Genomic DNA, 22,618 nt, shown 5'->3' with positions numbered 1-22,618 from the left:
GGTAGATGTTCGGTGCACCTGCCGCGCCGCTTTCTGCATCATCAGTGAGCGGACGCCTCAGAGGTCCCGTCCAATTCGCTTCTACGAATATGACACCGGGCTGTCGACGCTCACTGTATGGGGCATTCAGAAGAGGGGCCGCGTCGACTGCACAGCGGGCAGTTCCGCTGTCCGTACTGTGGCCTACTGCAGGACCGGGTTCCGACACTTGAGCATGATTGGGTGCTGCTTGAGCCGGACATGTCTCCGCTGGCCCATACGGTGCCGGCGGAGTATCGGTGGATTGAGCTATCCGACGGTCGAGTGGCCGTCTATGGGGTGGGGCCGCCGGATCCATATCAGCGGTGTCGTATCGAGCATCGGTTGGCTTGCTCTGCGCAGCCGCTGCCGGATCTCTGGCCGTGGTTGACGACGCTCCGCGGTGAGAACGCGCGACGAGCAGAGCGCCAGGAGGCCCCGAAGCCGCTGGAGCTCCCTCAGGAGTGGCCGGATGCCGGGTGACGGCTTCCTCGCCCAAAGTGAGGGCTGACCTGGGCAGATGCTCCGTGATCCTGTCCACGAATAGTCCACAGGCCCCGGCATACGGCCGCTCCGGGCCGCACACGCCTGCACAAACGCGAAGACCCCGGCCTCAGCGTTTCCGCTGGTGACGGGGTCTTTGGGCACCTCATCTAGGGTGCCCCCGGCAGGATTCGAACCTGCGCACACGGCTCCGGAGGCCGTTGCTCTATCCCCTGAGCTACGGGGGCGTGTCTGCTGCGGAGCGTGTTGCTCGCGGCGACGGGTAGAACACTACCAGCTCCGTCGGGGTGTTCATGAACGGGTTTCCAGGTGGCGGGGCGAGCCGGGAGTCGGCCTGTCCCCGGCCGGTCTCACGGCGACCTGGAGCGCCCGCGCCCTTCCCCGCCCCCTCTCCGGCCCCGCCACTCCGACACGGGATCGAGCCCGTCCCCCCAGAGGGTGGAACTCCGGAAAAGCCGGACGCGGTGGCCGGACCGGACCTACTCTCGAGTTGTGCCAGGCGCGTCTGGCCGGGTCCTTGTCGTGGACGACAACAAGGTGATCCGGCAGCTGATCAGGGTCAACCTTGAGCTGGAGGGGCTCGAGGTCGTGACCGCGGCTGATGGTGCCGAGTGTCTGGATGTCATCCATCAGGTGAAGCCCGACGTCGTCACGCTGGATGTCGTCATGCCGCGGCTCGACGGGCTCCGTACCGCCGCGCATCTCCGTGCCGACCCGCGTACGGCGCACGTGCCCCTCGCCATCGTCAGTGCCTGTACGCAGTACGAAGTGGAGAGCGGCCTCGACGTCGGTGTCGACGCGTTCCTCGCCAAGCCCTTCGAGCCCGCCGAGCTGGTCCAGTTGGTCACCCAGCTGATCAGCCGGCGCCGTGAGGCCGAGCGGGCGGGGGACCGGGGCGCTTCCCTCCCCGTCCAGCGTGCCGGGCGGGGAGGCCATGCCGGGCGGGGAGGACGTGCCGGCCCGGGACCGGGGCCCGGCCCGACCGGGACCGGTACCTGACTCGGGGCAGGCAGGACAACAGAACCCCCCTGGCCCCCCGACTCCCTCCACCCACCTCCAGCGCACCCACCCCCCAACCACCCCTACCCTTGACCCGTGACCCCCGTCGAGATGTCCCGCGCCGTGCTGCACGCAGTGCGCGCCGCTGTCGATGACGGGGTGCTGGACGTGATCGTGCCGGAGCGTGTCGTGGTCGGGGTGCCCGGGGCCGGAGGGTGCGGGGACTACGCCACCAACGTGGCGTTGCAGCTCGCCCGGCCCGCGGGGCAGCCGCCGCTGCGGGTCGCGGAGGTGCTGCGGCCCCGGCTGATCGGTGTCGAGGGGGTCGAGGACGTCGTCGTCACCGGGCCGGGGTTCCTGAACATCCGGCTCAGCCGGGACGCCGACCCCGGCATCGCTCTCGTCACGGAGATCCGCGAGCGCGGGGCGGCCTACGGGCACGGTGACGCTCTCGCCGGCCAGGTCCTCGTGCTGCGCGTGCCCGACGAGGTGCGGGCCGAGGTCGTCGCCGAGGTCGTGGGCCGGCTCGTGAGCGCGCAGGGCGGCCGCACCGAGATCCAGCACGGCAAGCCGGGAGACCTCACCGGCGAGGCCGCCCGTCTCAGCCACAGCGGGCCGGGAGACCTCACCAGCGAGGCCGCCCGTCTCACCCAGCCCCTCACCCTCCGTCCCGTCCCCGCCCCGGAGGACCCCGCGGCGCTCGGGCCCGATGCCGCTCGCTGGGCGCTGCTGTATCCCGCGCCGCACGACCGGCCCCGGATCACCGCGGAGCACCTCGTGCAGCGGGAGGGCAATCCCCTCTTCCGGGTGCGGTACGCCCATGCCCGTACCCGGGCTCTCGGCCGCAACGCCGCCCGCCTCGGCTTCGGCGCGGAGCCGGGGGACGTGGAGACGGCGGGGGAGGCGGCGGCGGAGGCGCGGGCGCTGGTCGCCGCGCTCGCCGATCACCCCCGTGTCCTCACCGCCGCCGCCACGCACCGCGCGCCCGACCGGCTCGCCCGGCACCTCGTCGCCGTCGCCGATGCCACGCTGCCGTTCCTGGCGGCGGTGCTGCCGCGGGGTGACCAGAAACCCTCGGCCGCCCACCGTGCCCGGCTCGCGCTCGCCGAAGCGGCCGGAACGGTGCTGGCCGGCGGCCTGTCCCTGCTCGGCATCGACGCCCCCGAACACCTCTGAGAGAGTCACCGGACACATCATGAGCCGTTCCGCACACCCCGCCGGGCCCCGTCACGCCGATGTCCTTCCCGAGGGCCACTACGCCGCTCCGCCCACCGACCTCAACCGGCTGGACCCCAAGGTGTGGGCCCAGACCGTCGGCCGCGACCGCGACGGTGTCGTCACCGTGGGCGGGATCGACGTCAAGCGGCTCGCCGAGGAGTTCGGCACCCCCGCCTACTTCCTCGACGAGGCCGACTTCCGCGCCCGGGCGCGGGCCTGGCGCACCGCCTTCGGCGACGGCGCCGACGTCTTCTACGCGGGCAAGGCGTTCCTCTCCCGGGCCGTCGTGCGCTGGCTGCACGAGGAGGGGCTGAACCTCGACGTCTGCTCGGGCGGCGAGCTGGCGACCGCCCTGTCCGCCGGCCTGCCCGCCGACCGCATCGCCTTCCACGGCAACAACAAGTCCCCCGCCGAGATCGAGCGGGCCGTCGAGGCCGGTGTCGGGCGGATCGTCCTCGACTCCTTCCAGGAGATCGTGCGCGTCGCCCACATCGCCCAGTCCCTCGGCCGGCGCCAGAAGGTGCAGATCCGCATCACCGTCGGTGTCGAGGCGCACACCCACGAGTTCATCGCCACCGCCCACGAGGACCAGAAGTTCGGCATCCCGCTGGCCGGCGGCCAGGCCGCCGAGGCGGTGCGCCGGGCGCTGAAGCTCGACGGGCTGGAGCTGATCGGCATCCACTCGCACATCGGGTCGCAGATCTTCGACATGTCGGGCTTCGAGGTCGCGGCCCACCGGGTCGTCGGACTGCTGCGGGAGGTGCGCGACGAGCACGGTGTCGAGCTGCCCGAGATCGACCTCGGCGGCGGCCTCGGCATCGCCTACACCAGCGACGACGACCCGCGCGAGCCGCACGAGATCGCCAAGGCGCTGACCGAGATCGTCGGCCGCGAGTGCGCCGGCGCCGGGCTGCGCACGCCGCGGATCTCCGTGGAGCCCGGGCGCGCGGTCGTCGGGCCGACCGCGTTCACGCTGTACGAGGTCGGCACGGTCAAGCCGCTGGAGGGGCTGCGCACGTACGTCTCCGTCGACGGCGGCATGTCCGACAACATCCGCACCGCGCTGTACGACGCCGCGTACAGCGTCGCCCTGGCCTCGCGGACCTCCGACGCCGAGCCGATGCTGGTGCGCATCGTCGGCAAGCACTGCGAGAGCGGGGACATCGTGGTCAAGGACGCGTTCCTGCCCGCGGACCTGGCGCCGGGCGACCTGATCGCCGTACCCGCCACCGGTGCCTACTGCCGGTCCATGGCCAGCAACTACAACCACGTGCTGCGGCCGCCGGTCGTCGCGGTGCGCGACGGGGAGGCCCGGGTCATCGTCCGGCGCGAGACGGAGGAGGATCTGCTGCGCCTCGACGTCGGATGACATGCATGGCGCCGGCTGACGTACCGGGGGCGGGAGATCTTTCGGGGATTGCCGTTCGCCGGACGAAATTGATGTCTCACGATCCGGACCAAGGGTAGAAACTGCCGTCCGGTGAGTGAGACTGGTCCAACCGTAGGTATGAGGAAACGAGGTCGGATGATGCGTACGCGTCCGCTGAAGGTGGCGCTGCTGGGCTGTGGAGTGGTCGGCTCAGAGGTGGCGCGCATCATGACGACGCACGCCGCCGACCTCGCCGCCCGCATCGGGGCACCGGTGGAGCTGGCCGGAGTCGCGGTCCGCCGGCCCTCCAAGGTCCGCGAGGGCATCGACCCGGCCCTGGTCACCACGGACGCCACCGCCCTCGTCAAGCGCGGCGACATCGACGTCGTCGTGGAGGTCATCGGGGGCATCGAGCCCGCCCGGACGCTCATCACCACCGCCTTCGAGCACGGCGCGTCGGTCGTCTCCGCCAACAAGGCCCTCCTCGCCCAGGACGGGGCCGCGCTGCACGGCGTCGCCGAGGAGCACGACAAGGACCTCTACTACGAGGCCGCCGTGGCCGGCGCGATCCCGCTGATCCGGCCGCTGCGCGAGTCCCTCGCCGGTGACAAGGTCAACCGGGTGCTCGGCATCGTCAACGGCACCACGAACTTCATCCTGGACAAGATGGACTCCACCGGAGCCGGCTACCAGGAGGCGCTCGACGAGGCCACCGCGCTCGGGTACGCCGAGGCCGACCCCACCGCCGACGTCGAGGCCTTCGACGCCGCCGCCAAGGCCGCCATCCTCGCCGGTATCGCCTTCCACACGCGCGTGCGCCTCGACGACGTCTACCGCGAGGGCATGACCGAGGTGACCGCGGCCGACTTCGCCTCGGCCCGCGCGATGGGCTGCACCATCAAGCTCCTCGCCATCTGTGAGCGCGCCAAGGACGGGGCGTCCGTCACCGCGCGCGTGCATCCCGCGATGATCCCGCTGACCCACCCGCTCGCCTCCGTGCGCGGCGCGTACAACGCGGTGTTCGTCGAGTCCGACGCCGCCGGGCAGCTGATGTTCTACGGCCCCGGCGCCGGCGGTGCGCCCACCGCCTCCGCGGTCCTCGGCGACCTCGTCGCCGTCTGCCGCAACCGACTGAGCGGGGCAACGGGGCCCGGCGAGTCGGCGTATGCCGCCCTGCCCGTCTCGCCGATGGGCCACGTCGTCACGCGCTACCACATCAGCCTGGACGTCGCCGACAAACCGGGCGTCCTCGCCCAGGTGGCCACCGTGTTCGCTGAGCACGGCGTGTCCATCGACACGGTTCGGCAGCAGTCACGACAGGACGGAGTCGGCGAGGCCTCCCTCGTCGTCGTCACCCACCGGGCCTCCGACGCCTCCCTCACCGGGACCGTCGAGGCGCTGCGCAAGCTGGACACCGTGCGGGGTGTCGCCAGCATCATGCGGGTTGAAGGAGAGTAACCAGCAATGACCCACCAGTGGCGCGGAATCATCGAGGAGTACCGGGACCGGCTTCCGGTCACCGACAGCACGCCGGTCGTGACGCTCCGCGAGGGCGGTACGCCGCTCGTGCCCGCGCAGGTGCTCTCCGAGCGCACGGGCTGCGAGGTCCACCTGAAGGTGGAGGGAGCCAACCCCACCGGGTCCTTCAAGGACCGCGGCATGACCATGGCCATCACGCGGGCCAAGGAGGAGGGTGCGAAGGCCGTCATCTGCGCCTCCACCGGCAACACCTCCGCGAGCGCCGCCGCGTACGCGGTGCGCGCCGGCATGGTGTCGGCCGTCCTGGTCCCGCAGGGCAAGATCGCGCTCGGCAAGATGGGCCAGGCCCTCGTGCACGGCGCGAAGATCCTCCAGGTCGACGGGAACTTCGACGACTGCCTGACGCTCGCTCGCAGCCTGAGCGACAACTACCCGGTGGCGCTGGTCAATTCGGTGAACCCAGTGCGCATCGAGGGCCAGAAGACGGCCGCCTTCGAGATCGTCGACATGCTCGGCGACGCCCCCGACATCCACGTCCTGCCGGTCGGCAACGCGGGCAACATCACCGCGTACTGGAAGGGGTACACCGAGTACGCCGCCGACGGCATCGCATCCCGGACGCCCCGTATGTGGGGTTTCCAGGCCGCGGGCAGCGCCCCGATCGTGCGCGGCGAGGTGGTCAAGGACCCGTCGACGATCGCCACCGCGATCCGCATCGGCAACCCCGCCTCCTGGAACTACGCCCTCGCTGCGCGGGACGAGTCGGGCGGTGCCATCGACGAGGTGACGGACCGTGAGATCCTGCGCGCCTACCGGCTGTTGGCGGCACAGGAGGGCGTGTTCGTGGAGCCCGCGTCCGCCGCGTCCGTGGCCGGTCTGCTGAAGGCGGCCGAGCAGGGCAAGGTCGACCCGGGGCAGCGGATCGTGTGCACGGTCACCGGCAACGGTCTGAAGGACCCCGACTGGGCCGTCGCCGGCGCCCCGCAGCCGGTCACCGTGCCGGTCGACGCGGCCACCGCGGCCGAGCGGCTGGGCCTCGCCTGAGAACGTCTCGCGGCCCGCTCGGGAGACCCCCGGGCGGGCGGCGCGCGCACGTGAACACCGCGTGACATCCGGCCCGGCATCCGCCGTGACATCCGGACATCCGGGTGCGGCGGACCGCTTCCCCTCCGGTGCGGGCGGCCTCCCGCGCCCGGCCCGACCCACCTCCCCGGCCGGGGAACCGCACCGCCCGGGACCAGGGCGACGGCACCCGCGCGGACCAGGTGAGCCGGCCCTCCGGGGCCCGGTGCACAGGGGGCTTGCGACACGCATCGTGCGCCTCCCGTGCGCCCTATGTCGCCACAGAACCTTCCTTCGATAGGCTGTACCGAACCCGCCCGCCGCATATGCCCAGGCATATGACACGGTGCCGCACCTTCGCAGCGGCCCGGGGCCCCTTTCGTACGTATCGAATGTCATTCGACCATCACGCAGCTCAAGGAGAGTCAACGAGCGATGGCCGGTCCAGCGTTCCGCGCCGCCGCCGTCCGGGTGCGCGTCCCCGCCACCAGCGCCAACCTCGGCCCGGGCTTCGACGCCCTGGGCCTCGCGCTGGGGCTCTACGACGACGTCGTCGTCCGGGTGGCCGACTCCGGGCTGCACATCGACATCGCGGGTGAGGGCGAGGAGACCCTGCCGCGCGACGAGAACCACCTCCTGGTCCGCTCCCTGCGCACCGCCTTCGACCTGCTCGGCGGGCAGCCCCGGGGCCTGGAGATCGTCTGCGCCAACCGGATCCCGCACGGCCGTGGCCTGGGCTCCTCCTCCGCCGCCATCTGCGCCGGCATCGTCGCCGCGCGCGCGGTGACCATAGGCGGCGAGGCGCGCCTCGACGACGCCGCGCTGCTGGAACTGGCCACCGAGATCGAGGGCCACCCCGACAACGTCGCGGCCTGTCTGCTGGGCGGCTTCACGCTGTCCTGGATGGAGGCCGGCGCCGCCCGCGCGATCAGGATGGAGCCCCGTGATTCCATCGTTCCGGTGGTTTTCGTCCCCGGTAAGCCGGTCCTGACCGAGACCGCGCGCGGCCTGCTCCCGCGCACCGTGCCGCACGTCGACGCCGCCGCCAACGCGGGCCGCGCCGCACTGCTCGTCGAGGCCCTGACCAGGCGCCCCGAGCTGCTGCTGCCCGCCACCGAGGACCGCCTGCACCAGGAGTACCGCGCCCCGGCCATGCCGGAGAGCGCCGCGCTGGTGGAGCGGCTGCGCGGCGACGGGATCCCCGCGGTGATCTCCGGCGCCGGTCCCACCGTCATGGCGCTGGCCGACGCCGGCAGCGCCGACAAGGTGTCCCACCTCGCGGGCGAGGGCTGGGCCGCCAACCGGCTGAACCTCGACGCGCGGGGAGCGAGCGTGCTGCCGCTTGCGCCCTGACACACGGTTGCCGGATTTCGAGAGGGGGAATGTTTGTTGGATCCGGTAGTGTTAACCTCAAGTCTGCACCCGACCCCACCATGGCGAGGTGCTTTGTGTCCCCGTCCGGGACAGACATTCTTCCGGGAGCCTCCCAAGCCACTCCGTGTTCCGTACGTCGTACCTGGGCAGTACGCCGTGCGAGGGCGCTGAGCAGGCCGCAGGGCACGCTCCGGAATCGGTGCGACCACGCCACGTGACACCGGGTGCCACGACTCGCGGAAGCGCCATCACCAGAAATTCCTCTTCCGCCGCCTTTGGCGGACCACCGCCCCGGCACGGTCCACTCAAGACAGGACCGCAGCCGGACAGCACAACCGGTCGCCGAGCCAGACAGGCCGACGTCCGCTCCAGGGAAGGACCCTTCGTGAGCGACACCACCGATCTGATGGGCGCACGTGTCGAGGAGACCGCTGCCGCGCCCGCCACGGACGCCTCCGCGCCTGCCACCGGTGCCGGCTCCCGGCGGCGCCGCGGTACCGGCCTCGAGGGCATGGTGCTGGCCGAGTTGCAGCAGGTCGCCTCGGGCCTCGGCATCAGGGGCACGGCGCGCATGCGCAAGAGCCAGCTGATCGAGGTCATCAAGGAGGCGCAGGCCTCCTCCGGCGGCGCCCCGGCCGCCAAGGCCGACGCCGGCGCCGAGACCAAGCCGAAGCGCCGGACCACCTCGCGGACCCGTACCGGCGACGACGCCGAGAAGAAGGCCGAGAAGGTGGCCGAGGCCCCGGCCGAGAAGGCCGTGGCCCAGCAGCAGATCGAGATCCCCGGCCAGCCCGCCGGAGGCCCCTCCCGCGCGAGCGCGGCCGAGCGCGGGGCGGAGGCCGACCGCGGGGGCGACGACGCCCCGGCCGAGCGCCGCCGCCGCCGTGCCACCGCCGACGCGGGCAGCCCCGCCGGCGCCGAGACCGTCGCCGCCGAGGCGAAGGGCGAGGCCAGGGCCGAGACGCCCGCGCAGACGCAGCAGGGCGAGGCCAAGGGCGACGCCGGTGACGGCGAGGGCCGCCGCCGCGACCGCCGTGAGCGCGGCCGCGACCGCGACGGACGCGACCGTGACGGCCGGGACCGCGAGGGCCGCGACCGTGACGGCCGGGACCGCCGTGGCAAGGGCGACGACCAGCAGGGCCAGGGCGGCCAGCGCGGCGGCGGCCAGCAGAGCCAGCCGCAGGGCGGCCGTCAGGACCGCAACGCCGGCCCGCAGGACGACGACGACTTCGAGGGCGGCCGGCGCGGCCGCCGGGGCCGCTACCGCGACCGCCGGGGCCGTCGCGGCCGCGACGAGATCGCCGAGCCGCAGGTCGCCGACGACGACGTCCTGATCCCCGTCGCGGGCATCCTGGACATCCTCGACAACTACGCCTTCATCCGGACCTCGGGCTACCTGCCCGGTCCCAACGACGTGTACGTCTCCCTCGCCCAGGTCCGCAAGAACGGCCTGCGCAAGGGCGACCACGTCACCGGCGCGGTCCGCCAGCCGAAGGAGGGCGAGCGGCGCGAGAAGTTCAACGCGCTGGTCCGGCTCGACTCCGTGAACGGCATGGCGCCCGAACACGGCCGCGGCCGCCCGGAGTTCAACAAGCTGACCCCGCTCTACCCGCAGGACCGCCTCCGCCTGGAGACGGACCCGGGTGTGCTGACGACCCGGATCATCGACCTCGTGTCGCCGATCGGCAAGGGCCAGCGCGGTCTGATCGTGGCCCCGCCGAAGACCGGCAAGACCATGATCATGCAGGCGGTCGCCAACGCGATCACCCACAACAACCCCGAGTGCCACCTGATGGTCGTCCTGGTCGACGAGCGTCCGGAAGAGGTCACCGACATGCAGCGGTCGGTCAAGGGCGAGGTCATCTCCTCGACCTTCGACCGTCCGGCCGAGGACCACACCACGGTCGCCGAGCTGGCCATCGAGCGTGCCAAGCGCCTGGTGGAGCTGGGTCACGACGTGGTCGTCCTGCTCGACTCGATCACGCGTCTGGGCCGTGCCTACAACCTCGCCGCCCCGGCCTCCGGCCGCATCCTGTCCGGTGGTGTCGACTCGACCGCGCTGTACCCGCCGAAGCGGTTCTTCGGCGCGGCGCGCAACATCGAGGACGGTGGCTCGCTCACCATCCTGGCCACGGCCCTGGTCGACACCGGCTCCCGCATGGACGAGGTGATCTTCGAGGAGTTCAAGGGCACCGGCAACATGGAGCTGAAGCTCGACCGCAAGCTCGCCGACAAGCGCATCTTCCCGGCGGTGGACGTTGACGCTTCCGGTACCCGTAAGGAAGAGATCCTGCTCGGCAACGACGAGCTGGCGGTCGTCTGGAAGCTGCGCCGGGTGCTGCACGCACTCGACCAGCAGCAGGCGATCGAGCTGCTGCTCGACAAGATGAAGCAGACCAAGTCGAACGGCGAGTTCCTGATGCAGATCCAGAAGACGACGCCGACCCCGGGCAACGGCGACTGAGTCACCGACGCCCCGCAGGCCGCCCCCCGTTGCTCCGGTAACGGGGGGCGGCCTTTTGGCGCAGAGAGAGCGGGGCGCCGGTGAAGCGCCCCACCACACTCTGCGTCTTCCTGGGGGGACCTCCCTTGAGCACACCCACGTCCGGCGGTCGTCACAGACGCCGGATCCGCATCGCCCTGCCGCTGGCCGCCGCCGGTGCCGCCGCGGCCGTGACGGCGGCCCTGCTGTCCAGCTCCGCCGGTGCCGCCACCGCGCTGCCCACCCCGGCCGTCAGGCCGGCCCTCGCCGCACCGTCGCCGGCCGCCCTGGAGCAGCGTGTCGCCGGTGCGCTCGCCGGTGACGACACCGCCGGGCAGCCGGTGAAGAAGGCGTCGCTGAGCGCCGGCACCACGGCGCCCGCCACCGTCGACGCGAAGATCATCGGCGGCAGCCAGACCACGATCACGACCGCGCCGTGGATGGCCCAGCTCTGGTACTACGACGACAAGGGCACCGCCGACGAGGGCGACGACCTCGGCTTCTTCTGCGGCGGCTCGGTCGTCTCGCCGACGAAGATCCTCACCGCCGCGCACTGCGTCAAGGGCTACGACTGGTACACCAACGGCGCCGTCGTCACCGGCACCGCCCAGCTGCCCACCAGCGACGGCTCCGGCGGCAGCGACCTGCACGGCGGCACCGTGAGCGGCGTGCAGCGCCAGTGGAACCACCCCTCGTACAAGGCGGCGACCCTCGACAACGACATCGCCGTCCTCACGCTCGCCGCCCCGGTCAAGGCCACGCCGATCCGGATGACGACGTCCGGCGACACCGCCTCGTACGCGGTGAACACCAGCGCCAAGGTCTACGGCTGGGGCCGCACCAGCTCCACCACCCAGGACATCTCCGAGACGCTGAAGACGGCCACGCTGCCCGTGAAGTCGGACACCACGTGTGCCGGCGCCTTCCCGGACGACTTCGTCAAGGGCCACATGGTGTGCGCGGGCACCCCCGCCACCGGCAGCGACACCGGCACCACGACCGCCTGCAACGGCGACTCCGGCGGCCCGCTGGTCGTGGGCGGCCGTGTCGTCGGCGTCGTCTCCTGGGGCGTCGAGGACTGCGTGGCAAAGGGCGCGTACAGCGTCTTCACCAAGGTCAGCACCTACGTCGGCGCCGCCTACGCGCAGCTCGCCGACGCCAACCTCAGCTACGCCGACAACAAGGCCGACCTGTGGGTGCGCGAGGCCTCCACGAAGACCGGCTACGAGAAGGACTCCAAGGGGACCTCCCTCGCCACCCGCGTCTCCTGGGGCAACTGGGACGGTGTGAACGTCGTCCTGCAGACCGACCTCGACCGCGACGGCATCCAGGACCTCGTCGTCCGCGACAGCGCGACCGGCGACGTCTACTGGACGCACTACGTGATCTCCAGCGGCAGCTGGGCCCAGACGAGGATCGCCACCGACTGGAAGACCCGCAAGCGCATCGTCGTGCCCGGTGACGTCACGGGCGACTACCTGCCCGACCTGCTCTCCGTGGACTCCGGCGGCGCGCTGTGGATCTACCCGGGCAAGGGCAACGGCACCTTCTCGGCCCGCGTGAAGGTGGGCACGGGCTGGAACCAGTACAACTCCCTGCGCGGCAGCGGCGACCTCACCGGCGACGGCAAGGCCGACCTGCTCGCCCGGTCCGGCAGCAACAGCTACGTGTACCTGTACAAGGGCACCGGCAAGGCGGGCACCGGGGCGTTCTCCGGCCGGATCAAGGTGCGCACCTGGAGCGGTTACAACGCCTTCGACGCGGTCGGTGACGTGAGCGGCGACGGCAAGGCCGACTTCCTGGCCCGCACCCCCGGCGGCACCCTGTACCTCTACAAGGGCACCGGCAAGGCCACCAGCGAGATCTTCGCCACCAGGGTCTCCCTCGGCACCGGCTACCAGCAGTACGACATCTGGGGCTGACCCGCGGCTCACTCCGTGATCCGCGGCCCAGCCGTCACCCACCGTGCCCGATCCTCCCCGGATCGGGCACGGTGCGTTGCGGCGGTCCGGCCCGGGTTTCCCGCCCCGCCGGGTGGGGCGACGATGGAGCGGTACCGACCGCGCCCGACCGTGCCTGTCCCTGAACGCAGGGGGTATCCGACCGCCACCGATACCCGAGGAGCACCGTGTCCGCCGAGAGCACCCCGGAGCCCGGCCGGTCCGGACCGGACCGTCCGGTCCCGCGCCGCCGCAGCGCCCGACGCACCGCCCTGCTCGTCACCGCCTGGACGGCCGCGGGCATCGTCGTCCTGGGCGGCGCCGGCGCCGGGTACGTGTACGTCAGGCTCAACGGCAACCTCGACAGCGTCGACATCGACCAGGCTCTCGGCGGCGACCGGCCCGCCAAGGCGGACAACGGCTCCGAGAACATCCTGGTCCTCGGCTCGGACACGCGCTCGGGTGCCAACCGTAAGGCCGGCGGCGGCACCGACGACGGCACCGCCCGCTCGGACACCGCGATGATCGTCCACGTCTACCGGGGCCACCGGAAGGCCGGCGTGGTCTCCATACCGCGCGACACCCTCGTCGACCGCCCCGCCTGCACCGGCCCCGGCGGCACCGCGCATCCGGCCGCGACCGGCGTGATGTTCAACTCCGCCTACTCCACCGGCGGCGCCGCCTGCGCCGTGAAGACCGTCGAGTCCCTCACCGGCATCCGCATGGACCACTACCTGGAGGTCGACTTCGCCGGCTTCCGCACACTCGTCGACGACCTCGGCGGCGTCCGGGTCACCACGCGCAAGGCCATCCGGGACCCGCAGAGCCATCTGGACCTCCCGGCCGGCACCCACACCCTGACCGGGGCGCAGGCGCTGGGCCTGGTCCGCACCCGGCACGGCGTCGGCGACGGCTCCGACCTCGGCCGCATCCAGCTCCAGCAGGCCTTCGTCAAGGCGCTGCTGGCACAGGTGAGCCACGTCGGCCTGCTCAGCAGCCCCAAGAAGCTGTACGACCTCGCCGACACCGCGACCCGGACCGTCACCACCGACTCCGGGCTGGGCTCGGTGAACGCCCTGGTGGACTTCGCGGACGGCCTCAAGGGCATCGGCGCCTCGCACCTCGACATGATCACCGTGCCGGTCCGCTACGACCCGGCCGATCCCAACCGCGTCCTGCTGCGCAAGGCCAGGGCCCAGCAGGTGTGGACCGCGCTGAGGAACGACCGGCCGGTCCCGGCGAGCGCCACCGAGGGCGCCGCCACCGGCCAGGCGCAGGGCGTGGTGAGCGCCTCCCAGGGGGCGGTGCCCGGGGCGGCGGAATAGAACGGCTCGCCCCCCGGTTTGGGGAGATGGCACCAGTCCTGGCAGACTGGTACGTCGGCTCCGGTTCACGCCTGCCGCATCCCGCAACGGCGACCCGGCGCCCTCCCGAAACCTAGGAGACACCTTGAAGCGCGAGATCCACCCCGAGTACGTCGAGACGCAGGTCAGCTGCACCTGCGGCGCGTCGTTCACCACCCGCAGCACCATCGAGTCCGGCAACATCCGGGCCGAGGTCTGCTCCGAGTGCCACCCGTTCTACACGGGCAAGCAGAAGATCCTCGACACCGGTGGCCGTGTGGCCCGCTTCGAGGCCCGCTTCGGCAAGGCTGCCGCCGGCTCCAAGAAGTAGCGAGCCCCCAATCGCCGGTCCACGGCCGTGCCCTCGTCCGAGGGTGCGCCGGGACCGGCGTTTTTGGTCGCCCGCCTACCCTTCACCCCGCAGTACAGGAGCCCAAGATGTTCGAGGCCGTCGAGGAACTCGTCGCCGAGCACGCCGACCTGGAGAAGAAGCTCGCCGACCCGTCGGTCCACTCCGACCAGGCCAACGCGCGCAAGCTGAACAAGCGGTACGCCGAGCTGACCCCGATCGTCGGCACGTACCGCTCCTGGAAGCGGACCGGTGACGACATCGGGACCGCGCGTGAGTTCGCCGCCGCCGACCCCGACTTCGCCGCCGAGCTGAAGGACCTGGAGAAGCAGCGCGAGGAGCTGACCGAGCGGCTGCGCCTGCTGCTCGTGCCGCGCGACCCCAGCGACGACAAGGACGTCATCCTGGAGATCAAGGCCGGGGCGGGCGGTGACGAGTCGGCGCTGTTCGCGGGCGACCTGCTGCGCATGTACCTGCGCTACGCCGAGCGCGTCGGCTGGAAGACCGAGATCATCGACGCCACCGAGTCCGAGCTGGGCGGCTACAAGGACGTCCAGGTCGCGGTGAAGACCAAGGGCGGCAACGGCGCCACCGAGCCCGGCCAGGGCGTGTGGGCCCGCCTGAAGTACGAGGGCGGCGTGCACCGCGTGCAGCGCGTCCCGGCCACCGAGTCCCAGGGCCGCATCCACACCTCCGCGGCCGGTGTCCTGGTCACCCCGGAGGCCGAGGAGGTCGACGTCGAGATCAACGCGGGCGACCTGCGCATCGACGTCTACCGCTCCTCCGGGCCCGGCGGCCAGTCCGTCAACACCACCGACTCCGCCGTGCGCATCACGCACATCCCGACCGGAGTCGTCGCCTCCTGCCAGAACGAGAAGAGCCAGCTCCAGAACAAGGAGCAGGCGATGCGTATCCTGCGCTCCAGGCTGCTCGCGGCCGCGCAGGAGGAGGCGGAGCGGGAGGCCGCCGACGCCCGCCGCAGCCAGGTGCGCACCGTGGACCGCTCCGAGAAGATCCGCACGTACAACTACCCGGAGAACCGCATCTCCGACCACCGCGTCGGCTTCAAGGCCTACAACCTGGACCAGGTCCTGGACGGCGACCTCGACGCGGTCATCCAGGCCTGCGTCGACGCGGACTCGGCGGCGAAGCTGGCAGCCGCGTAACCCGGCCCGAACGAGTACTCCCGGAGGACTTGCGTGAACCTGCTGCTCGCAGAGGTGGCCCAGGCCACCCAGCGGCTGGCCGACGCCGGCGTGCCCTCGCCGCGCAACGACGCGGAGGAGCTGGCCGCGTTCGTGCACGGCGTGAAGCGGGGCGAGCTGCACTCCGTGAAGGACTCCGACTTCGACGCCCGCTACTGGGAGGTCATCGCCCGGCGTGAGCAGCGCGAGCCGTTGCAGCACATCACCGGGCGGGCCTACTTCCGCTACCTGGAACTCCAGGTCGGACCCGGCGTGTTCGTGCCCCGCCCGGAGACCGAGTCGGTGGTCGGCTGGGCCATAGACGCGGTACGCGCCATGGACGTCGTCGAGCCGCTCATCGTCGACCTGTGCACCGGCTCCGGAGCCATCGCGCTCGCCCTCGCCCAAGAGGTCCCGCGCTCGCGCGTGCACGCCGTGGAGCTGTCCGAGGACGCGCTGCGCTGGACCCGCAAGAACGTCGAGGGCTCCCGGGTCGACCTGCGCCAGGGCAACGCCCTCGACGCCTTCCCCGACCTCGACGGCCAGGTCGACCTGGTCATCTCCAACCCGCCGTACATCCCGCTGACCGAATGGGAGTACGTCGCGCCGGAGGCCCGCGACTACGACCCCGAGCTGGCGCTGTTCTCCGGGGAGGACGGCCTGGACCTGATCCGCGGCCTGGAGCGCACCGCGCACCGGCTGCTGCGCCCGGGCGGCGTCGTCGTCGTCGAGCACGCCGACACGCAGGGCGGACAGGTGCCGTGGATCTTCACCGAGGAGCGCGGCTGGGCCGACGCGGCCGACCACCCCGACCTCAACAACCGGCCCCGCTTCGCCACCGCCCGCAAGGCGCTGCCGTGAGCACCCCGGTGACGTCAACCCAGCAGCACGTGTACGAGGAGGCCCGCTAGAGATGGCACGGCGATACGACACCAACGACGCGACCGACCGCACGACCGGTCTGCGTGAGGCCGCGTCCGCCGTCCGCCGGGGCGAGCTGGTGGTGCTGCCGACCGACACGGTGTACGGCATCGGCGCGGACGCGTTCTCCTCGGAGGGCGTCGCCGACCTGCTCGCCGCCAAGGGCCGGGGCCGCACCATGCCCACCCCCGTCCTCATCGGCTCCCCGAACACGCTGCACGGCCTGGTCACGGACTTCTCCGAGCTGGCCTGGGAACTGGTCGACGCGTTCTGGCCGGGCGCCCTCACCCTCGTCGCCCGGCACCAGCCGTCCCTCCAGTGGGACCTGGGGGACACCCGCGGCACCGTCGCCGTGCGCATGCCGCTGCACCCGGTCGCCATCGAGCTGCTCACCGAGGTCGGCCCGATGGCCGTGTCCTCCGCCAACCTCACCGGCCACCCGGCGCCGGAGGACTGCGACGCCGCCCAGCGGATGCTCGGCGACTCCGTCTCCGTGTACCTCGACGGCGGCCCGACCCCGGGCAACGTGCCCTCGTCCATCGTCGACGTCAGCCGCGAGGTGCCGCTGCTGCTGCGCGAGGGCGCCATCTCCCCGGACGAGCTGCGCAAGGTCGTACCCGACCTCGAGGTGGCGAATTGACGGCCCCTGACGCGGGGCGTGGCATAGGCAACGGGGAGCGCAGCGCGGAGCGGACGTCGACGTTCGGGTTCCCGCGCGACAGCTTCCGCATCCTCCACGTCAGCACCGGCAACGTGTGCCGCTCGCCGATCACCGAGCGGCTGACCCGCCATTTCCTCTCGCAGCGGCTCGGCGTCCTCGGTGGCGGGCTGATCGTGGAGAGCGCGGGCACCTGGGGCCACGAGGGCGCCCCGATGGAGGCCAACGCCGAGGCGGTGCTGGCCGACTTCGGCGCGGACGCCTCCGGCTTCGTCGGCCGGGAACTCCTCGACGAGCACGTCATCCGGGCCGACCTGGTGCTGACCGCCACCCGCGACCACCGCGCCCAGGTCATCTCGATGGGCCATTCGGCGGGACTTCGCACCTTCACGCTGAAGGAGTTCACCCGTCTGGTCCGCGCGATCGACCCGGCGACCCTGCCGCCCCTGGAGGACGGCGTGGTCCTGCGCGCCCGCGCGCTGGTGCGGGCGGCGGCCGCGCTGCGCGGCTGGCTGCTGGCGCCCACGGCCGAGGCCGACGAGGTCTACGACCCCTACGGCGCCCCGCTGCCCTTCTTCCGGTCGGTCGGCGACGAGATACACGAGGCGCTGGACCCGGTCGTCACGGCCCTCACCGGCGTACCCGCGCGCACGTAGGGCCCGGCCCCCGGGCCGCCCCCGCCGCCGCGCGGCGGGCCCCGGCGACCGCGCAGCCCACCCGACCCGGGCCTACATTGGACGTACGTCACCGTCGACCGTCCCGGAGTCCGCCATGTCGGTCACCCGCACCCTCGAGGCCGATGTCCTGCGCCGGCAGGACCCGGAGCTGGCCGACATCCTGCTGGCGGAACGGGCCCGGCAGGCCACCACGCTCCAGCTGATCGCCGCCGAGAACTTCACCTCGCCCGCCGTGCTCGGCGCGCTCGGCTCACCGCTGGCCAACAAGTACGCCGAGGGATACCCCGGAGCCCGCCACCACGGCGGCTGCGAGATCGTCGACGTCGCCGAGCGCCTCGCGGTCGAGCGGGCCAAAACGCTGTTCGGGGCCGCGCACGCCAACGTCCAGTCCCACTCGGGCTCCTCCGCCGTGCTGGCCGCCTACGCCGCCCTGCTGCGCCCCGGCGACACCGTGCTCGCCCTCGGCCTGCGGCACGGCGGCCACCTCACCCACGGCTCCCCGGCGAACTTCTCCGGGCGCTGGTTCGACTTCGTCGGCTACGGCGTCGACGCGGAGAGCGGGCTCGTCGACCACGACCAGGTCCGCGCGCTGGCCCGCGCCCACCGGCCCAAGGCGATCGTGTGCGGCTCGATCGCCTACCCCCGCCACCTCGACTACGCCTTCTTCCGTGAGGTCGCCGACGAGACCGGGGCCTACCTGATCGCGGACGCCGCCCACCCCATCGGACTCGTCGCCGGGGGAGCGGCGCCCAGCCCGGTGCCGTACGCCGACGTGGTGTGCGCCACCACCCACAAGGTGCTGCGCGGGCCGCGCGGCGGGATGATCCTGTGCGGCGCCGAGCTGGCGGAACGCGTGGACCGGGCGGTGTTCCCCTTCACCCAGAGCGGCGCGCAGATGCACACCATCGCCGCCAAGGCCGTCGCGTTCGGCGAGGCGGCCACCCCGGCGTTCGCCGCCTACACCCGGCAGGTGGTCGTCAACGCGCGGACGCTCGCGGCCCGGCTCGCCGCCGAGGGCCTCGCCGTCACCACCGGGGGCACCGACACCCACCTGATCACCGCCGACCCGGCCCCGCTCGGCGTCGACGGGCGCACCGCGCGCGGCCGGCTGGCCGCCGCCGGCATCGTCCTGGACTGCTGCGTGCTGCCGCACGGTGACGCCCGTGGCCTGCGCCTGGGCACCGCGGCGGTGACCACGCAGGGCATGGGGGAGGCGGAGATGACGCGGATCGGGGCGCTGCTGGGCGCGGTGCTGCGCGGTGCGACGGACCCGGCGGCGGCCCGGGACGCGGTGCGGGAGCTGACGGGCCGGTTCCCGCCGTACCCGGGACCGGACTGCGCTGCGTGGGCCGGCTGAACGCGGGCCGCGGCGGCCGCGTACCGGAGGGCGGGGGCCGCGTGCGGGAGGCCGGGTGGCCGTGCGCACAGGTGCGCGTGCAACCATCGTCGCCACCCGGAAGTCCCATCACATATGCGTCCCTCGCTAGGGTGTGGGGCTGTGATGGCCAGCGAGACCTGTGGGGAAGCCCGTGCGTGAATACCTGCTGACGCTCTGCATCACGGCCGCGGTGACGTATCTGCTGACAGGGCCGGTACGGAAGTTCGCGATCGTGGCCGGAGCCATGCCGGAGATCCGGGCACGTGACGTGCACCGGGAGCCCACTCCGCGCCTCGGCGGGATCGCCATGTTCTTCGGGCTGTGCGCGGGTCTGCTGGTCGCCGACCACCTGACCAACCTCAACCAGGTCTTCGCCACCTCCAACGAACCGCGGGCCCTGCTGTCCGGCGCCGCGCTGATCTGGCTGATCGGTGTCCTCGACGACAAGTTCGAGATCGACGCGCTGATCAAGCTGGGCGGTCAGATGATCGCCGCGGGCGTCATGGTCATGCAGGGCCTGACGATCCTGTGGCTGCCCGTGCCCGGCGTCGGCAACGTGGCGCTGACCCAGTGGCAGGGCACGCTGCTGACGGTGGCGCTCGTGGTCATCACGATCAACGCGGTGAACTTCGTCGACGGCCTGGACGGCCTCGCCTCCGGCATGGTGTGCATCGCGGCGGCGGCGTTCTTCCTGTACGCCTACCGCATCTGGTACTCGTACGGCATCGAGGCCGCCGCCCCGGCGACGCTGTTCTCGGCGATCCTGATGGGCATGTGCCTGGGCTTCCTGCCGCACAACATGCACCCCGCGCGGATCTTCATGGGTGACTCCGGCTCGATGCTGATCGGGCTGGTGCTGGCCGCGGGCGCCATCTCCATCACCGGCCAGGTCGACCCGGACGCGCTCAACCTGTACGCGGGCTCCGAGAAGGCGGCCGTGCACCAGACGGTGCCCGTCTACATCCCGCTGCTGCTGCCGCTGACGATCATCGCGGTGCCGGCCGCCGACCTGGTGCTGGCGATCGTGCGGCGCACCTGGCGCGGCCAGTCGCCCTTCGCCGCGGACCGGGGGCACCTGCACCACCGGCTGCTGGAGATCGGCCACTCGCACAGCCGGGCCGTGCTGATCATGTACTTCTGGTCGGCGCTGATCGGCTTCGGGGCGCTGGCGTACTCGGTGAACTCGGCGTCGATGTGGATCGTGCTGACGGTGGTCTTCCTCAGCGCGATCGGACTGGTCCTGCTCCTGCTGCCGCGCTTCACGCCGCGCACGCCGGTGTGGGCGGAGGCGTTCGTGCCGCCGCGCTACCGCAGGCGCCGGGCGGTGGCCGAGCCACCCGCAACGCCGCAACCGGAAGCGCCCGTTGAGCCCGCCGGGGACGAGGAACCGCCGGTGCGGCCCGCCGGCGCGACGGCCGTCGGCGGGGCCACCGCCATCGGCGCCCGGTCGCGCTTCCTGGACCGCCGGGGTGCGGGCAGCTCCCGCTGACACCGCTTCCTCACCGCCGCGGAGCCTCCTCGGTGAGTCCGGCAAGGTAAGAATCTGACTAGAGCATTGCCAACTCGTGGGGGAGCATACTCCCCCAATACCAGACAAGTGGGCGCGGTTTCTGCACAGACGCGCACTGTCACTCTCATGTGTGACAGCAAGCACACCAACCAGGTAAAGACCTCATCAAATAGTTTGTGATACGGTTCACGAGAACCCCGGACAGATCCGAAGGACCCTGGTACAAGGGTCCATTGGTGTGAGGTGACCACTCAGCCCGGGACTACGCTCGTCCATGACGACACCCTGCCCCCTTCGAAAGCGGAGTTGCCGCCATGCCGTCCAATGACGTCCGGATCCTGGCTCAGGCCGCCGTGCCCACGGCCGCCGTCGGCGTGATCGGCGCCGTCGTCAGCGGTGTGGTCGCCGGCGGCAAGGGAGCGATCGGGGCCGTCGTCGCGACGCTGATCGTGATCCTGTTCATGGGGCTGGGTCTGTACGTCCTCCAGCGCACCGCCAAGTCTTTCCCGCAGCTGTTCCAGATGATGGGCCTGATGCTCTACGCGGTCCAGCTGCTGCTGCTGTTCGTCTTCATGGCCGCGTTCAAGAACACCACCCTGTTCAACCCCAGGGCCTTCGCCATCGTGCTGGTGGTCGCGACCCTCACGTGGATCGCCGCGCAGACGCGCGCCCACATGAAGGCCAAGATCCTGTACGTCGAGCCCGACCCCTCCACGGGCGACAAGCCCGAGAAGACAGGGCACTCCTCGTGAGAGGTAGGCCCGGGATAAAGGCGCACGAGAGATCCTGCTATCGTCCGGTGCCAACTGCGGCATCGCGGGCGCGGGCATCTGAGCTGACGCCTGCTCAATCGCGAGGCGAGATGCCCCTCAGCCGCCCCCACATCCGTAACACCAGTCCCGTGCCGAACCGCGGCCGTACGCCGCGCCGACACAACGAGGTTGCCGTACCTATGCGCCACGATGAAGGAGCCCGCGGTGAGTGCTGACCCGACGCAGACGCTCGCTTTCGACACGAGCTGCCACCTGTTCGACGGGTGCGGCTTCCCGGCTCCGGGCCTGCACTCGTTCCTGTTCAAGCCGCTGTTCGGCGACGCGGACAGCAACCTGTACTTCAACAAGACGATGCTGCTGGCGCTGCTCGGGTCGATCATCATCGTCGGCTTCTTCTGGGCCGCGTTCGCCCGGCCGAAGGTCGTCCCCGGCAAGCTCCAGATGGTCGCCGAGGCGGGCTACGACTTCGTCCGCCGCGGCGTGGTCTACGAGACCATCGGCAAGAAGGAAGGCGAGAAGTACGTCCCGCTCGTCGTCTCGCTGTTCTTCTTCGTCTGGATGATGAACCTCTGGTCGATCATCCCGGTCGCGGCGTTCCCGGTGACGGCGATCATCTCGTACCCGGCCGTGCTCGCCGGCATCGTCTACGTCGTCTGGGTCTCCCTGACCTTCAAGCGGCACGGGTTCGTCGGCGCCTTCAAGAACTTCACCGGCTACGACAAGTCGCTGGGCGCGGTGCTCCCGCTGTCGATGACGATCGAGCTGTTCTCGAACCTGCTCGTGCGGCCCTTCACCCACGCCGTGCGACTGTTCGCCAACATGTTCGCCGGTCACACGCTGCTGCTCCTCTTCACGATCGCCAGCTGGTACATGCTGAACGGCATCGGCATCGCCTACTCCGGTGTCTCGTTCGTGATGGTGCTCGTGATGACCGCCTTCGAGCTCTTCATCCAGGCTGTCCAGGCGTACGTCTTCGTACTGCTGACCTGCAGCTACATCCAGGGCGCGCTCGCCGAGCACCACTGAGCACCCCGACCACCCACTCAGGCATCCGGTGGCCAACCCCCACCGGTCATTGAAAGAGAAGGAAGAACCGGCATGTCCGCTCTCCAGACCCTTGCCGCCGGCGTCCAGATCAAGGGCAACCTCGGCTCGATCGGTTACGGCCTCGCCGCCATCGGCCCGGGCGTCGGCGTCGGCATCATCTTCGGTAACGGCACGCAGGCCCTCGCCCGCCAGCCCGAGGCGGCCGGCCTCATCCGCGCCAACCAGATCCTGGGCTTCGCCTTCTGTGAGGCGCTCGCCCTGATCGGTCTGGTCATGCCGTTCGTCTACCCGACCTCCTGACCCGACCGTCGCGCATAATTAGACGAAAGGCAC

20 protein-coding genes and 1 tRNA gene are annotated in these 22,618 nt (G+C 71.5%); 20 read left to right on the top strand and 1 reads right to left on the bottom strand.

Features of this window, described 5'->3' with window-relative positions:
• The first annotated feature begins 117 nt into the window (after window positions 1-117).
• Window positions 118-501, top strand: coding sequence for a DUF6083 domain-containing protein (locus ACZ6CZ_RS24475; protein WP_469024887.1), 384 nt, complete (start codon window positions 118-120; stop codon window positions 499-501).
• 176 nt (window positions 502-677) lie between these two features.
• Here ACZ6CZ_RS24475 and ACZ6CZ_RS24470 read toward each other — a convergent pair.
• Window positions 678-749: transfer RNA gene (locus ACZ6CZ_RS24470), tRNA-Arg, on the bottom strand.
• A gap of 295 nt (window positions 750-1,044) precedes the next feature.
• Here ACZ6CZ_RS24470 and ACZ6CZ_RS24465 point away from each other — a divergent pair.
• From ACZ6CZ_RS24465 to ACZ6CZ_RS24375, 19 genes are all read left to right on the top strand, one after another.
• Window positions 1,045-1,521, top strand: coding sequence for a response regulator (locus ACZ6CZ_RS24465; protein WP_469024884.1), 477 nt, complete (start codon window positions 1,045-1,047; stop codon window positions 1,519-1,521).
• Window positions 1,522-1,617: 96 nt separating this feature from the next.
• Entirely contained in the window at window positions 1,618-2,697 is a 1,080-nt protein-coding gene (gene nrtL / locus ACZ6CZ_RS24460) for an ArgS-related anticodon-binding protein NrtL (RefSeq protein ID WP_469024881.1), read from the top strand.
• A 19-nt stretch (window positions 2,698-2,716) separates the two neighbouring features.
• Window positions 2,717-4,108, top strand: a complete 1,392-nt coding sequence (gene lysA, locus ACZ6CZ_RS24455) for a diaminopimelate decarboxylase (RefSeq protein WP_469024878.1) — start codon at window positions 2,717-2,719, stop codon at window positions 4,106-4,108.
• Window positions 4,109-4,267: 159 nt separating this feature from the next.
• Window positions 4,268-5,566 (top strand): homoserine dehydrogenase, encoded by a 1,299-nt coding sequence (locus tag ACZ6CZ_RS24450; protein ID WP_469025237.1) that lies wholly within the window; start codon window positions 4,268-4,270, stop codon window positions 5,564-5,566.
• 6 nt (window positions 5,567-5,572) lie between these two features.
• Entirely contained in the window at window positions 5,573-6,631 is a 1,059-nt protein-coding gene (gene thrC / locus ACZ6CZ_RS24445; RefSeq protein WP_469024875.1) for a threonine synthase, read from the top strand.
• 453 nt (window positions 6,632-7,084) lie between these two features.
• On the top strand, window positions 7,085-8,002 hold the full coding sequence (gene thrB / locus ACZ6CZ_RS24440) for a homoserine kinase (RefSeq protein ID WP_469024873.1): 918 nt from the start codon (window positions 7,085-7,087) through the stop codon (window positions 8,000-8,002).
• Between the two features lie 406 nt (window positions 8,003-8,408).
• Window positions 8,409-10,487, top strand: a complete 2,079-nt coding sequence (gene rho, locus ACZ6CZ_RS24435) for a transcription termination factor Rho (protein ID WP_469024871.1) — start codon at window positions 8,409-8,411, stop codon at window positions 10,485-10,487.
• A 164-nt stretch (window positions 10,488-10,651) separates the two neighbouring features.
• Window positions 10,652-12,427, top strand: a complete 1,776-nt coding sequence (locus ACZ6CZ_RS24430; protein ID WP_469025235.1) for a trypsin-like serine protease — start codon at window positions 10,652-10,654, stop codon at window positions 12,425-12,427.
• A gap of 206 nt (window positions 12,428-12,633) precedes the next feature.
• A complete protein-coding gene (locus ACZ6CZ_RS24425) occupies window positions 12,634-13,770 on the top strand; it encodes an LCP family protein (protein ID WP_469024868.1) in 1,137 nt (378 codons plus the stop codon).
• A 124-nt stretch (window positions 13,771-13,894) separates the two neighbouring features.
• Window positions 13,895-14,119, top strand: coding sequence for a 50S ribosomal protein L31 (gene rpmE / locus ACZ6CZ_RS24420; RefSeq protein WP_469024865.1), 225 nt, complete (start codon window positions 13,895-13,897; stop codon window positions 14,117-14,119).
• A 107-nt stretch (window positions 14,120-14,226) separates the two neighbouring features.
• Window positions 14,227-15,303: a peptide chain release factor 1 gene (gene prfA / locus ACZ6CZ_RS24415; protein ID WP_469024862.1), complete on the top strand. Its 1,077-nt coding sequence runs from the start codon at window positions 14,227-14,229 to the stop codon at window positions 15,301-15,303.
• Window positions 15,304-15,336: 33 nt separating this feature from the next.
• A complete protein-coding gene (gene prmC / locus ACZ6CZ_RS24410) occupies window positions 15,337-16,182 on the top strand; it encodes a peptide chain release factor N(5)-glutamine methyltransferase (RefSeq protein ID WP_469024859.1) in 846 nt (281 codons plus the stop codon).
• 52 nt (window positions 16,183-16,234) lie between these two features.
• Window positions 16,235-16,882, top strand: a complete 648-nt coding sequence (locus ACZ6CZ_RS24405; RefSeq protein ID WP_469024857.1) for an L-threonylcarbamoyladenylate synthase — start codon at window positions 16,235-16,237, stop codon at window positions 16,880-16,882.
• A complete protein-coding gene (locus tag ACZ6CZ_RS24400) occupies window positions 16,879-17,556 on the top strand; it encodes an arsenate reductase/protein-tyrosine-phosphatase family protein (protein WP_469024854.1) in 678 nt (225 codons plus the stop codon). The genes ACZ6CZ_RS24405 and ACZ6CZ_RS24400 overlap by 4 nt, the downstream gene beginning before the upstream one ends.
• 115 nt (window positions 17,557-17,671) lie before the next feature.
• Window positions 17,672-18,934, top strand: coding sequence for a serine hydroxymethyltransferase (locus tag ACZ6CZ_RS24395; RefSeq protein WP_469024851.1), 1,263 nt, complete (start codon window positions 17,672-17,674; stop codon window positions 18,932-18,934).
• Between the two features lie 172 nt (window positions 18,935-19,106).
• Window positions 19,107-20,444 (top strand): MraY family glycosyltransferase, encoded by a 1,338-nt coding sequence (locus ACZ6CZ_RS24390; RefSeq protein ID WP_469024849.1) that lies wholly within the window; start codon window positions 19,107-19,109, stop codon window positions 20,442-20,444.
• A gap of 335 nt (window positions 20,445-20,779) precedes the next feature.
• Window positions 20,780-21,217, top strand: coding sequence for a hypothetical protein (locus tag ACZ6CZ_RS24385; RefSeq protein ID WP_469024846.1), 438 nt, complete (start codon window positions 20,780-20,782; stop codon window positions 21,215-21,217).
• 210 nt (window positions 21,218-21,427) lie between these two features.
• On the top strand, window positions 21,428-22,264 hold the full coding sequence (atpB, locus tag ACZ6CZ_RS24380) for a F0F1 ATP synthase subunit A (RefSeq protein WP_469024843.1): 837 nt from the start codon (window positions 21,428-21,430) through the stop codon (window positions 22,262-22,264).
• Window positions 22,265-22,336: 72 nt separating this feature from the next.
• Window positions 22,337-22,585 (top strand): ATP synthase subunit c family protein, encoded by a 249-nt coding sequence (locus tag ACZ6CZ_RS24375; protein ID WP_469024840.1) that lies wholly within the window; start codon window positions 22,337-22,339, stop codon window positions 22,583-22,585.
• Window positions 22,586-22,618: the final 33 nt, after the last annotated feature.

The sequence above is a fragment of the Streptomyces sp. NPDC041135 genome, assembly GCF_055592085.1.
This window is presented reverse-complemented; position numbering and strand designations above follow the sequence as displayed.